This is a genomic window from Stenotrophomonas mexicanensis (assembly GCF_032911605.1).
Taxonomy (GTDB): Bacteria; Pseudomonadota; Gammaproteobacteria; order Xanthomonadales; family Xanthomonadaceae; genus Stenotrophomonas; species Stenotrophomonas maltophilia_A.
The window spans coordinates 64318-77132 of record NZ_JAWJTG010000011.1 but is presented as its reverse complement, the minus strand read 5'-3'; the positions used below and the strand labels follow the sequence as shown (position 1 = coordinate 77132).

The 12815-nt window shown below is 66.7% G+C and carries 9 protein-coding genes and 1 pseudogene; 1 reads left to right on the top strand and 9 read right to left on the bottom strand.

What is annotated here, in order from left to right:
• Positions 1-72: 72 nt before the first annotated feature.
• The 3 genes from R1L06_RS07175 to R1L06_RS07165 form a co-directional block, all read right to left on the bottom strand.
• On the bottom strand, positions 73-1029 hold the full coding sequence (locus R1L06_RS07175; protein ID WP_317217298.1) for a Nudix family hydrolase: 957 nt from the start codon (positions 1027-1029) through the stop codon (positions 73-75).
• A gap of 113 nt (positions 1030-1142) precedes the next feature.
• Positions 1143-3875: a preprotein translocase subunit SecA gene (gene secA, locus R1L06_RS07170; RefSeq protein WP_032129708.1), complete on the bottom strand. Its 2733-nt coding sequence runs from the start codon at positions 3873-3875 to the stop codon at positions 1143-1145.
• 341 nt (positions 3876-4216) lie between these two features.
• Positions 4217-5173 carry a M23 family metallopeptidase gene (locus R1L06_RS07165; protein ID WP_049399804.1) on the bottom strand — a complete coding sequence of 319 codons (957 nt, stop codon included), beginning with the start codon at positions 5171-5173 and terminating at the stop codon, positions 4217-4219.
• A 12-nt stretch (positions 5174-5185) separates the two neighbouring features.
• Between R1L06_RS07165 and R1L06_RS07160 the strand changes: the two genes are divergently transcribed.
• A complete protein-coding gene (locus tag R1L06_RS07160) occupies positions 5186-5635 on the top strand; it encodes a DciA family protein (protein ID WP_005408086.1) in 450 nt (149 codons plus the stop codon).
• 282 nt (positions 5636-5917) lie between these two features.
• Here R1L06_RS07160 and lpxC read toward each other — a convergent pair whose 3' ends face one another.
• From lpxC to murC, 6 genes and pseudogenes are all read right to left on the bottom strand, one after another.
• On the bottom strand, positions 5918-6829 hold the full coding sequence (gene lpxC, locus R1L06_RS07155; RefSeq protein ID WP_005408085.1) for a UDP-3-O-acyl-N-acetylglucosamine deacetylase: 912 nt from the start codon (positions 6827-6829) through the stop codon (positions 5918-5920).
• A gap of 205 nt (positions 6830-7034) precedes the next feature.
• Entirely contained in the window at positions 7035-8270 is a 1236-nt protein-coding gene (ftsZ, locus tag R1L06_RS07150; protein ID WP_043397963.1) for a cell division protein FtsZ, read from the bottom strand.
• Between the two features lie 170 nt (positions 8271-8440).
• Positions 8441-9676 (bottom strand): cell division protein FtsA, encoded by a 1236-nt coding sequence (gene ftsA / locus R1L06_RS07145; protein ID WP_005408083.1) that lies wholly within the window; start codon positions 9674-9676, stop codon positions 8441-8443.
• 68 nt (positions 9677-9744) lie between these two features.
• Positions 9745-10422 (bottom strand): annotated as a pseudogene (locus R1L06_RS07140) (cell division protein FtsQ/DivIB); the annotation flags it as partial.
• A complete protein-coding gene (locus tag R1L06_RS07135) occupies positions 10419-11381 on the bottom strand; it encodes a D-alanine--D-alanine ligase (RefSeq protein WP_049399805.1) in 963 nt (320 codons plus the stop codon). The gene R1L06_RS07135 and the pseudogene R1L06_RS07140, both read right to left, overlap by 4 nt.
• Positions 11378-12814 (bottom strand): UDP-N-acetylmuramate--L-alanine ligase, encoded by a 1437-nt coding sequence (gene murC, locus R1L06_RS07130; protein WP_012510048.1) that lies wholly within the window; start codon positions 12812-12814, stop codon positions 11378-11380. The genes R1L06_RS07135 and murC overlap by 4 nt, the downstream gene beginning before the upstream one ends.
• Position 12815: the final 1 nt, after the last annotated feature.

Here is a 12815-nt window from a genome sequence, read left to right as displayed (position 1 = left end):
CACGCATGGCGTGGATCTACTGCCTCCATCCCACACGGTAGCGCCGGGCCATGCCCGGCGAGCGAAGCAGCTTTACTCCGGCCACAGCGCGCGGATGGCGGCGATGCCCTGCCCACCATGGCGACGCGCTTCGGCGATGTGACCGCGGCCCATGCCGCCCAGGGCGTAGATTGGCAGTGACACCTGCGCGCGCAGCTCGGCGAACGCGTTCCAGCCCAGCGGCACGGCATCGGGATGGCTGGCCGTGGCCTGCACCGGGCCCAGCACGGCGAAGTCGCAGCCCAACCGCTGTGCGGCCTGCAGCTGCTGCAGGTCATGGCAGGACGCGGCCACCAGCTGGCCTTCGGGCAGCGGACGCTGCGACAGCTCCAGCAGCTGCTCGCTGCCCAGGTGCACCCCAACGCCCAGTACGCGTGCGCGTTCGATATCGCGGTTGAGCAGCCACTGCACCCCGCTGCGACGATGCGCGCGCACAGCCTGTTCGACCATCGCCTGGCGCTGCGGATGCGCCGTCGGCAACCGCAGCTGGATGCGCTGCTGGCCCGCGGCCACCGCGCGCTGCAGCTGTTCATGCCAATGCTGCATGCCGCCCTCATCATCGGCCGGCGCCGGGGTGATCAGGTAGCTGTCGGGTTGGCGCAGCGCGGCCACCACCGGCAGATCGGCCGGTGGCATCGAATAGCGACCCAGTTTATCCGGCGCCACCCAGGTAATGGCCTGGCCCTCGCGGCCACGTGGCGTCCCCTTCCAGCTGCGCACGTGGCGCACTTCCAGGGTCAGGTGCTTGTCCGGGTAGCGCTGCGGCACATCCATCAGCCATTCGCCGACATCGGCTTCGATGCCCAGTTCCTCGCGCAGCTCGCGAACCAACGCCTGCTCGGAGGTCTCGCCGGATTCGCGCTTGCCGCCGGGGAACTCCCACAGGCCGGCCATGTCGCGGTTCTCGGTACGACGGTTGAGCAGCACGCGGCCACGGGCGTCGGTGATGACGGCGGCCACGACGTGGATCGATCGGGTGGGGGGAGCCATGGGGGAAGCATGCCCAGAACAGGGCGGCCCGCGCAATCTCGGATCGGGCCGGATCAGCCCCGCGAAACAGCCGCCATGAAAAAAGAGCCCCGCTTTCGCGGGGCTCTTCGGGGTCAGCTCAGCTGGCCGTGGCAGTGCTTGTACTTCTTGCCACTGCCGCACGGGCATGGATCGTTGCGGCCGATCTTCGGCTCATCGCGCTGCGCCTGTGCAATGCCCTGCTGGGCAGCTTGCACCTGCGCGGCTTCCTCGTCGGCGCTGTAGCCGCCCACGTCCTGGTGCTGGAACTGCGACTGGCTCAGGCGCGCTTCGGCCTGCTGGCGTTCGGCTGCTTCCAGCGCCTGCACTTCCTCGTCGCTGCGGATGCGCACGCGCGACAGCAGGGTCACCACTTCGCGCTTGACGTTCTCGAGCATGTCCGAGAACAGCTCGAAGGCTTCCTTCTTGTACTCCTGCTTCGGCTGCTTCTGCGCGTAACCACGCAGGTAGATGCCCTGGCGCAGGTAGTCCATGCGCGCCAGGTGCTCCTTCCAGCTCTGGTCCAGCACGGTCAGCATCACGTGCTTCTCCAGCGCGCGCATGGTTTCCTCACCGACACCGGCTTCCTTCTCGGCAAAGTGCTGGTTGACGCGCTCCTGCACCTTGGCAGCGATGGCTTCGGCGTCCAGCTCTTCGTGCGACTTGACCAGGTCGGTCAGCGACATCTGCAGGCCGAAGTCCGACTCCAGGGTCGCTTCCAGGCCACGCAGGTCCCACTGCTCGTCGATCGAGTTCGGCGGCACGAAGCGGGCCACCACGTCGAAGATCACGTCGTCGCGGATGCCGTCGACGTTGTCCTTCACCGACTCGGCGTCCAGCAGTTCATCGCGCTGTGCGTAGATCACCTTGCGCTGGTCGTTGTTGACGTCGTCGAAGTCCAGCAGGTTCTTGCGGATGTCGAAGTTGTGGGCCTCGACCTTACGCTGCGCCTTCTCGATCTGGCGGCTGACCAGGCGGTCTTCGATGACGTCGTCTTCCTTCATGCCCATCATGCGCATGGCCTTCTGCACCCAGTCGGAGGCGAAGATGCGCATCAGGTTGTCTTCCAGCGACAGGTAGAAGCGGGACGAACCCGGGTCACCCTGACGGCCCGAACGGCCGCGCAGCTGGTTGTCGATACGGCGCGATTCATGGCGCTCGGTACCGACGATGTGCAGGCCGCCGGCAGCCTTGACGGCCTCGTGGCGCTTCTGCCAATCGGCCTTGACCGCGGCCTTCTGTTCGTCAGTCGCGCCTTCGCCCAGCTCGTGGATTTCCGCTTCCAGCGAACCGCCCAGCACGATGTCGGTACCACGACCGGCCATATTGGTGGCGATGGTGACCGCGGCCGGACGACCGGCATTGGCGACGATGGTCGCTTCGCGGTCATGCTGCTTGGCGTTGAGCACTTCGTGCTTCACGCCCGCCTTTCGCAGGTGCTCGGACAGCATTTCCGAGGTTTCGATCGAGGTGGTACCCACCAGCACCGGCTGGCCACGCTTGGCGCACTCTTCGATGTCGGCCAGCACCGCATTGAACTTGCCCTTGCGGTTCAGGAACACCTGGTCCGGGCTGTCCTTGCGGATGGTCGGGCGGTTGGTCGGGATCACCACCACTTCCAGGCCGTAGATGCTCTGGAACTCGAAGGCTTCGGTATCGGCCGTACCGGTCATGCCGGACAGCTTCTTGTACATGCGGAACAGGTTCTGGAAGGTGATGCTCGCCAGCGTCTGGTTCTCGCGCTGGACCGGCACGCCTTCCTTCGCTTCCACCGCCTGGTGCAGGCCATCGGACCAACGGCGGCCGGACAGGGTGCGGCCGGTGAACTCATCGACGATGACCACTTCGCCATCGCGCACGATGTAGTCCACGTCACGCTGGTAGATCGCGTGCGCGCGCAGCGCGGCGTTGAGGTGGTGGACCACGGTCAGGTTCTGCGGCGCGTACAGGCCTTCGGTCTCGCCGTCGAGGATGCCGGCCTCGACCAGCAGCTGCTCGGCGTGCTCCATGCCCGCTTCGGACAGGTGCACCTGCTTGCCCTTCTCATCGACCCAGAAGTCGCCTTCGCCGTCTTCCGCTTCCTGCTTGACCAGGTTCGGCACGACGCGGTTGACGCGGATGTACAGCTCCGGGGAATCGTCGGCCGGGCCGGAGATGATCAGCGGGGTACGCGCTTCGTCGATCAGGATGGAGTCGACTTCGTCGACGATGGCGTAGTGCAGGCCGCGCTGGTAGCGGTCGGCCTTGGACAGCGCCATGTTGTCGCGCAGGTAGTCGAAGCCGAATTCGTTGTTGGTGCCGTAGGTGATGTCCGAGGCGTAGGCTTCGCGCTTGTCGCTGTGCGGCATGCCCGGGTACACCACGCCCACGCTCAGGCCCAGCCAGTTGTACAGCTTGCCCATCTGCGCGGCGTCGCGGCGGGCCAGGTAGTCGTTCACGGTGACCACGTGCACGCCCTTGCCTTCCAGCGCGTTGAGGTACACCGGCAGGGTCGCCACCAGGGTCTTGCCTTCACCGGTGCGCATTTCTGCGATCTTGCCCAGGTGAAGCACCATGCCGCCGATCAGCTGCACGTCGTAGTGGCGCATGCCCAGCACGCGGCGACCGGCTTCGCGGCAGACCGCGAACGCTTCCGGCAGCACCTTGTCCAGGGCTTCACCGTCGGCGATGCGCTGCTTGAACTCCGGCGTCTTGGCCTGAAGCTGCTCGTCGGAAAGCTTCTCGATCTCCGGCTCCAGCGCATTGATCTTGGCGACGATGCGGTTGAGCTGGCGCAGCTGTCGTTCGTTACGACTGCCAAATACGCGGGTAAGCAGGCTGTTGATCATTGAAGGAACCGGGTTGGATGGACACGACGCCCGGCCTCCCCCTTGGGATCCGTCCGCCGCAAACGAAACAGGGCGCCTGGCGCCCTGTCGATGGCAACACCCATTGTAGCTTGGGACGGCCGCAAGGGGTTTCAACCCTTTGGCGGCAATGGCATCCGAACACTCCCGGTAGTGCCGGCCGCTGGCCGGGTACGCGTCAGCGCATGCGCGCTGGCGCTCCCACGCTTCGCTGCGCGAACCGTGGGCCCCACTTACCTCGCCTCCACACCCCCGCGCCTACGGCGCTGCCCCCGTACTCCGGGGGCGGTAGTGCCGACGGCAGCCGGCACCCCAATGGGGCTTCAGCCGCGGCTGACGCGGCCGACCGGCGTGTTGCCGCCGTCGCCGAGGAACTTGCGCGGGTTGACCACGTTGCCGTTCTCCCACACCTCGAAGTGCACGTGGGCGCCGGTCGAACGACCGGTGGAACCGGCCTTGGCCACTTCCTGCCCGGCACGCACCAGGTCGCCGACCTTCACCACCAGGCGCGAATTGTGCGCGTAGCGGGTGACGTAGCCGTTACCGTGGTCGACGTCGACCACGTTGCCGTAGCCGCCCTTCACGCCGGAGAAGCTGACCACGCCTTCGGCCACGGCCATCACCGGATCACCGACCTTGGCGTGGAAGTCCATGCCCTTGTGGGTGGCGGCACCGCGGCCGAACGGGTCGGCACGGGTGCCGAAACCGGAGGTCACGTAGCTGTTGCGGATCGGCATGCGCGAGGGCACGGCGTTCTGCTGCAGCTGGTGGTCGAACATCAGCGATTCCATCACCGACAACTGGCGGCCTGAAGCAGCGAAGCGCTGCTCCAGCACCTGTAAGTCGGCGTTGACGTCCTTGACCGGGATGTCGCTGGTCGGGCCGCCGGCGTCGCCGTCACCGAGACCGGGGGTCTCGTTGAAGTCGAACTCGCCGTCTTCCAGCTTGCCCATCTGGGTCAGCCGTTCGCCGAGGGCGTTGAGGCGGGTGGCCTGGGCCTGCAGCTCGCCGAGGCGGGCCGCCAGCGCGTTGACCTGGGTCTGCGCATCGCGCTTGACCTTGGCCAGCTCTGCATCCTGGCGCTCGACCTTGGCCTGCAGGCGGGAATCATTCAGCGCGCTGGCGCCAATGCCGCCGGCAAGGCCGATAATGCAGCCTACCCCGAGCACGCTGCCCAGCAGGGCGCGGGGGCGGTCCTCGAAATAGAACCGCAAACGCGCGATCGGCGACGCTTTGGCCTGTCCTTCACGCGTTTTGATTACGATCTTTTTGAATGCCATCAGTGAGTTTTCATGTCTGAGCCGAAATCCAGCGTTCGCCCCGCGTCAGTGCCGAAGCCGGCGCTGGATGCGGTGATGGCGGACAAAAGCGGGAACCCGCTGCGGCGTGCCTTGTGGCTCGACGCGCTGGACCGTCAGTTGCGCCCCCAGTTGCCGCCACCTCTGCGCAGCCGTTGCCGGCTGGCCAATGTGGACGGGGAACACCTCGTTTTTCTCGTCGAGTCCCCGGTCTGGCATGCCAAGTTGCGGCTTGCCGAAGCCCAGTTGCTCGACGCGGCCCGTTCCATCGGGCTGAAGGCCACCAGGGTGACCATCAAGACTGCGTCTCCCACTCCCACGCGCTCCCCAGCGCTCGACAACCGGAATGGACCCCACGCAGTTTCAGCCGCCACGCACAAAGGGCTACGCGACGCCTTGGCTTGCCTGCAGGACGTTCCTTCGAAGCCGAAGAAGCGGTCCTGACGACAACGGAGCATCCGGCTCCGCTCCCCGTCGCGCGTGTCACCACGGCGTGAAACATTTCGGGGGCCGGGTCGCATCCTAGCTGCCATCCGGGGGTCTGTCGTTAGATTGTTGTTAAAAAGGCGTTAAATTCAGGCTTCCGATCCAACAGGTTCACAAAACCGTGACCTCGAACCGGCCTTGACGCGCGTCAAGCATGCTGAATGCGTCGGACACGCCTGAAACGACAAGGCCGCCCTGGGAGGCGGCGCTTTTGTCTTTCAATTCAACGATCTACAGGAATCAGGCGTAGGCCGGAGTGGCATATTCCACCGGGTCCGGGGTGGCCGGCGAGTCGAAGCTGACCCATTCCCAGGCGGTGGCGTCGGCCATCAGCGCCCGCACCAGCTTGTTGTTGAGGGCGTGACCGGACTTGAAGCCTTCGTAGGCACCCAGCACCTGGCCACCGGCCAGATAGAGGTCGCCGATCGCGTCGAGGATCTTGTGGCGCACGAACTCGTCGGCGTAGCGCAGGCCGTCTTCGTTGAGCACGCGGAACTCGTCCAGCACGATGGCGTTGTCCATCGAACCGCCCAGGCCCAGGTTGCGCTCGCGCATGTATTCCAGGTCGCGCATGAAACCGAAGGTGCGCGCGCGGGAGATTTCCTTGGTGTAGGCCAGCGTCGAGAACTCGATTTCCTGGCGCGACTGCTTGGCCGGGATCATCGGGTGATCGAACTGGATGGTGAAGCCCAGCTTGTAGCCCTCGTACGGGCTGAAGCGGGCCACCTTGTCGCCCTCGGTCACTTCCACGGTCTTCAGCACGCGGATGAAGCGCTTGGGCGCATCCTGTTCCACGATGCCTGCCGACTGCAGCAGGAACACGAACGGGCCGGCCGAACCGTCCATGATCGGCAGCTCGGCCGAGGACAGTTCGACGATGATGTTGTCCACACCCAGACCGGCCAGCGCCGACATCAGGTGTTCGACGGTCTGGATCTTGGCGTCGTTGCAGGTCAGGCCGGTGCACAGGGTCACTTCGGTGACCAGTTCGGCCTTGGCCGGCACTTCCACCACCGGGTCCAGATCCACGCGACGGAACACGATCCCATGGTTGACCGGTGCCGGGCGCAGGGTCATGTAGACCTTGTCACCGCTGTGCAGGCCAACGCCGGTGGCGCGGATCGTGTTCTTGAGGGTGCGTTGCTGGATCATGGGGGATGGGCCGGAAGTGACACATTAGATTAACACGCGCCCTCCCCTACCCTGGCTGAAACGCCAGTGAAGGCTGCCGGCAGGACGCACCGGCACGCCGCGGGGACGCGCGTGAAGCAGGGCAGCCGGACCCATCCTGGCCCGGCGCCCGCGTTTTCAGGACATGGTGGCGCAACCCGGGGAGGACAAGCCCCGGGCGCCCCGCTTAGTCCGCCTGGCGGCGCAGGAACGCCGGGATGTCCAGGTAATCGTTCGGCAGTTCCGCCGCCGCCGGGGCCGAAGCGGCCGGGGCCGAGGGAGCGGAGGCTGCCGCGGTATCGCTGCTGGCGCGACGCAGGCCCAGACCCATGCCGCCCACGGCCTTGGACACGGCGTCGCCGCCGTTGTCGAAGTCACCGAATTCCGGCTGGCCGGTGGTGGCATTGCGGACCAGCTTGATCGGCGCACGCTCGCCCGGACGCTGGGTCTTGCTGGCCGACACGCGGTTCAGGCCGGTAGCGACCACGGTCACGCGCACTTCGTCCTGCATGTCCGGATCCAGCACGGTACCGACCACCACGGTGGCGTCCTCGGAAGCGAAGCCATCGATGGTGCGGCCGATTTCGTCGAACTCGGCCATGGTGAAGTCGGCGCCGGCGGTGATGTTGACCAGGATGCCGTTGGCACCGGCCAGGTTCACATCGTCCAGCAGCGGGTTCTGGATCGCGGCTTCGGCGGCGGCCTGGGCGCGGTCATCGCCACGGGCGGTGCCGGTACCCATCATCGCCAGGCCCATTTCGGACATGACGGTGCGCACGTCGGCGAAGTCGACGTTGATCAGGCCCGGACGCACGATCAGGTCGGCGATGCCCTGCACGGCGCCCTGCAGCACGTCGTTGGCGGCACGGAAGGCCTGGATCATGGTCGCGTTGCGACCCAGCACGGTGATCAGCTTCTCGTTCGGGATGGTGATCAGCGAGTCGCAGTGCTGGCTCAGTTCCTCGATGCCCTTCAGCGCCACCTGCATGCGGCGACGGCCTTCGAACGGGAACGGTTTGGTGACCACGGCCACGGTCAGGATGCCCATTTCCTTGGCCAGCTGTGCCACCACCGGCGCAGCGCCGGTGCCGGTGCCACCGCCCATGCCAGCAGTGATGAACACCATGTCCGCACCCTGCAGGGCGTCCATGATGCGCTCACGGTCTTCCAGCGCGGCCTGGCGGCCGACTTCCGGGTTCGCGCCTGCGCCCAGGCCCTTGGTCACGTTGGTACCCAGCTGCAGCTGCAGCTTGGCACCGCAATTCTTGATGGCCTGCGAGTCGGTGTTGGCGGTGATGAATTCCACGCCGTCCACCGCCGAGTTGACCATGTGCGCCACGGCATTGCCGCCGCCGCCGCCCACGCCAACCACCTTGATCACCGCATTGGGTGCCATCTTTTCGATCAGTTCAAAATGCGCCATGTCCGTGTCCTCGTTGTATCCGCTTTGGCTGGCATGGGCATTCGGGCGTCCTGCCGTCCTGCTGCATGCCGACGTTGCGGCTGTGTGGGTTGTGTGTTGCCGGTGTTGCGTTGTGCTACGGGTACTGCGGGTGCTGCGCCCGGGCGATGCCCGGTGTTACGGGTTCCGCGTCAGAACTCGCCGCGGAACCAGGTCTTGAGTTTCTTGAACATGCTTCCAGCGCGCCCGGTCGGCAGCGACGGCCGCCGCGGGTGCTCGATCTGGCTGCCCATCAGCAGCAGGCCCACGCCGGTGGCATGCACCGGGTTGCCCACCACTTCGCCCAGGCCGGTGACGTGCTGCGGAATGCCCACGCGAACCGGCATCTGCAGCATTTCCTCGGCCAGTTCGACCACGCCTTCCATCTTCGAAGCGCCACCGGTCAGCACCATGCCGGCGCGTACCAGTTCCTCGAAGCCGGAGCGGCGCAGTTCGGCCTGCACCATCTCGAAGATTTCCTCGTAGCGGCCCTGCACGGCCTGCGCCAGCGAATGGCGCGGCATGCGGCGCGGCGGGCGGTCGCCCACCGACGGCACCTGGATGCTTTCCTCGGCGGTGGCCAGCTGGGCCAGGGCGCAGGCATAGCGCACCTTGATCTGCTCGGCTTCCGGGGTCGGCGTGCGCAGCATGTGCGCGATGTCATTGGTGACGTGGTCGCCGGCGATCGGCAGCGAAGCCGTGTGGCAGATCGCGCCCTGCACGAACACCGCGATATCGGTGGTGCCGGCGCCCATGTCGACCAGCACCACGCCCAGCTCGCGCTCGTCGGCGGTCAGCACCGCCACGCTGGAGGCCAGCGAGGACAGCACCAGGTCGTCCACCTGCAGGCCGCAGCGCTGGACGCACTTGCTGATGTTGGCCGCAGCCGACTGCGCGCACACCACCAGGTGGGCATGCACTTCCAGGCGCACGCCGGTCATGCCGACCGGGTTGCGGATGCCTTCCTGCGAATCGTCCAGGACGTACTCGCGCGGGATCGCGTGCAGGATCTTCTGGTCGGCCGGAATCGCCACGGCCTTGGCCGCATCGAGCACGCGATCCAGGTCGCCCCAGGTCACTTCGCCGTCGCGGATCGGCACGATGCCCGGCGAGTTCTTGCACTGCACGTGGTTGCCGGAAATCGAGGCATACACCGAGCGGATCTCGCAGCCGGCCATCAGCTCGGCTTCTTCCACCGCGCGCTGGATCGACTGCACGGTCGATTCGATGTCCACCACCACGCCACGCTTGAGCCCGCGCGACTCGTGCGAGCCGATGCCGATCACTTCGATCGGGTTGCCCGGCGAGTACTCGCCCACCAGCGCCACCACCTTGGAGGTGCCGATGTCCAGGCCAACGATCAGCGATTTGTCACCCTTGCGATTCATGTCCTTTCCTGCGTCCTGCTGGCTGGGGTCGCCGACGTTTTCGCCGGCGTGGCCGGGGTACCCCAGCTCAGCGTGAAACCATTGGTGTAACGGAGGTCGGCGCGCTCGATCGGCGCGTCCTGACGGTTGAGCTGCGGCAGCACCTTGACGAAGCGCTGCATGCGCGAGCGCGCGTCGTCGCGGCCGACCACCACTTCGGTACCGTTGCTCAGCACCAGCGACCAGCTACCGCGCGCATCCATCGTCACCCGGCGCACGTCGACGCCAGCCGGTGCGAACAATGCACGCGAGTCGCTGTACAGCTTCATCACTTCTTCGGTCTGGCTGTCCGGGCCGTCCAGTTCGGGCAGCGCCAGATCGGCCAGCTTCTTCGGCGTAGGGAACAACTTGCCCTGCTCGGAAACCAGGCGGTCGTTGCCCCAGCGCGCGAACGGCTTGTGCTCGACCAGGGTCACTTCCAGCACGTCCGGCCACTGCTTGCGCACCTGCGCGCTTTCCACCCACGGCAGCTGTTCCAAGGCGTCCTGCGCGTCCTGCAGCTTGACCGCGAAGAAACCCGCGTGCGCGTACGGCAGCAGCACCTGCTGCAACTGCTCGGCCGGCACCCGCTTGAACTCACCATGCACGCGCAGCTTCGCCAGCGGCCAGCGCTCGGCGCCGACCCAGCCATTGACCACGGCCACCACCGGCAGTGCAACCACCGACAGCGCCAACAGCCAGACGAAGATGCGCAGCACCGCGTTCATGCGTGCGAGGCCTCCAGGGTCTGTTCCAGCACGCGCCACACCAGCTCTTCGAAGCTGATGCCGGCCTGGCCTGCGGCCTTGGGCACCAGCGAATGGCTGGTCATGCCCGGCGCGGTATTCACTTCCAGCAGGAAGAAGCGGCCGCTGCTGCGGTCACGCATCACGTCCACGCGGCCCCAGCCACGGCAGCCGGCGGCACGGAACGCAGCCAGCGCGATGCGGCGGATTTCCTCTTCGTCGTCACCGTCCAGGCCTGGGCACAGGTACTGGGTGTCCTCGGCGATGTACTTGGCGTTGTAGTCGTACCACTGGCCCTTGGGCACGATGCGGATCGACGGCAGCGCGACATCGCCGAGGATGGCCACGGTCAGTTCGTCGCCCACCACCATCTGTTCCATCAGCAGCTGGCCGTCGTAGCGCGCGGCCAGCGCCACGGCTTCATCGAGGCCAGCGTCGTCGGTGACCCGGCTGATACCCACGCTGGAGCCTTCATTGGCCGGCTTCACCACTACCGGCAGGCCCAGTTCGGCTGCCAGTGCATGCACCGTGGTCGCGTCCACCTTCCGGTACTGCGGGGTGGGCAGGCCCAGCGACAGCCACACCTGCTTGGTGCGGATCTTGTCCATGCTCAGCGCCGAGCCCAGCACGTTCGAGCCGGTGTACGGCACGCCGAAGGCGTCCATCAGGCCCTGCACGATGCCGTCCTCACCGCCACCGTTGTGGCCATGCAGGATGTTGAACACGCGATCGATGCCACCGGCGGCGAGCGCCTTGGCCAGCGCCGGAATGCCATCCACCGCGAACGCATCGACGCCGCGCGACTGCAGCGCTTCCAGTACGTTGCGGCCGGAGTCCAGCGACACCTCGCGTTCGCTGGAGCTGCCGCCGAGCAGCACGGCGACGCGGCCGAACACGGCCGGGTCGGTCACGCGCAGCGGCGGGAAGGTCAGCGCGCTCACGCCTCGCCCTCCCCCTTGAAGCCTTCCACCGCGATATGGGTGGCCACGGCACCGATGTCGCCGGCACCCATCATCAGCAGCAGGTCACCGTCCTGCAGCACGTCCGGCAGCACGCTGGCCAGCTCGGCGGCCTTGCCCACCACCACCGGCTCGCTGCGGCCACGCGCTCGGATGGCGCGGGCCAACGCATGCGAATCGGCACCGGCAATCGGTTCCTCGCCGGCCGGGTAGACCTCGCTCAGCACCAGTGCATCGACGCTGGACAGCACCGCGGCGAACTTGTCGAACTGGTCGCGCGTACGGCTGTAGCGGTGCGGCTGGAAGGCCACCACCAGGCGCTTGTCGGCCCAGCCACCACGGGCGGCGGCGAACACCGCTTCCAGCTCGCTCGGGTGATGACCGTAGTCGTCGATGATGCGGACCTTGGCGCCGCTGGCGGTGGTCACTTCGCCCAGATCGTTGAAGCGACGGCCGACACCGGCGAAGCCTTCCAGTGCGCGCGCGATCGCGTCCGGTGCCACGCCCAGCTGCCAGCCCACCGCAGCGGCGGCCAGCGCGTTGAGTACGTTGTGCTTGCCCGGCAGCGCCAGCACCACTTCCTGGCTGGTGCCCTGCGGCAGGCGCAGGGTGAAGCGCATGCGCGAGCCTTCCTGCACCACGTTCTCTGCGCGCACGTCGGCCTGCGGGCTCATGCCGTAGCTCATCACGTGGCGCGGGGTCTTGGCAGCCAGAGCCGCGACTTCTGGATCGTCGATGCACAGCACCGCCAGGCCGTAGAACGGCAGGCGCTGCAGGAACTCGGCGAACGCCGCCTGCACGCGGGCAAAGTCGTTGCCGTAGTTCTCCAGGTGATCGGCGTCAATGTTGGTGATGATCGACATCAGCGGGTTCAGGCGCAGGAAGCTGCCATCGCTTTCGTCGGCCTCGGCCACCAGCCACTGTCCACCGCCCAGCTTGGCGTTGGCGCCGGCAGCCAGCAGCTGGCCACCGATCACGAACGTCGGGTCGAGCCCGCCTTCGCTCAGCACTGCAGCGGTGAGGCTGGTGGTGGTGGTCTTGCCATGGGTACCGGCCACAGCGATGCCGCGGCGGAAGCGCATCAGCTCGGCCAGCATCGCCGCACGCGGCATGATCGGAATACGCTGGCTGCGCGCTTCCATCAGTTCCGGGTTGTCTTCGCGGATGGCACTGGAGACCACCACGCAGTCGGTGCCCAGCACGTTGGCTGCGGAGTGGCCGCGCATGATGCGCGCACCCAGGCTGGCCAGGCGACGGGTCGCCACGTTGTCGGCGTTGTCCGAGCCGGACACCTCATAGCCCAGCGTCAGCATCACTTCGGCGATACCGCTCATGCCGGTGCCGCCGATGCCGACGAAATGCACGCGCGGGAACGCGCGCACCAGGTCGTTGGTGTCGTGCAGGCGACGGATCATG

Excerpts from the sequence above, each read along its gene's own strand:
- R1L06_RS07175 (WP_317217298.1), bottom strand. The coding sequence starts at position 1,029 with ATGGCTCCCCCCACCCGATCGATCCACGTCGTGGCCGCCGTCATCACC.
- secA (WP_032129708.1), bottom strand. The coding sequence starts at position 3,875 with ATGATCAACAGCCTGCTTACCCGCGTATTTGGCAGTCGTAACGAACGA.
- lpxC (WP_005408085.1), bottom strand. The coding sequence starts at position 6,829 with ATGATCCAGCAACGCACCCTCAAGAACACGATCCGCGCCACCGGCGTT.
- ftsZ (WP_043397963.1), bottom strand. The coding sequence starts at position 8,270 with ATGGCGCATTTTGAACTGATCGAAAAGATGGCACCCAATGCGGTGATC.
- R1L06_RS07160 (WP_005408086.1), top strand. The coding sequence starts at position 5,186 with ATGTCTGAGCCGAAATCCAGCGTTCGCCCCGCGTCAGTGCCGAAGCCG.
- murC (WP_012510048.1), bottom strand. The coding sequence starts at position 12,814 with ATGATCCGTCGCCTGCACGACACCAACGACCTGGTGCGCGCGTTCCCG.
- ftsA (WP_005408083.1), bottom strand. The coding sequence starts at position 9,676 with ATGAATCGCAAGGGTGACAAATCGCTGATCGTTGGCCTGGACATCGGC.
- R1L06_RS07165 (WP_049399804.1), bottom strand. The coding sequence starts at position 5,173 with ATGGCATTCAAAAAGATCGTAATCAAAACGCGTGAAGGACAGGCCAAA.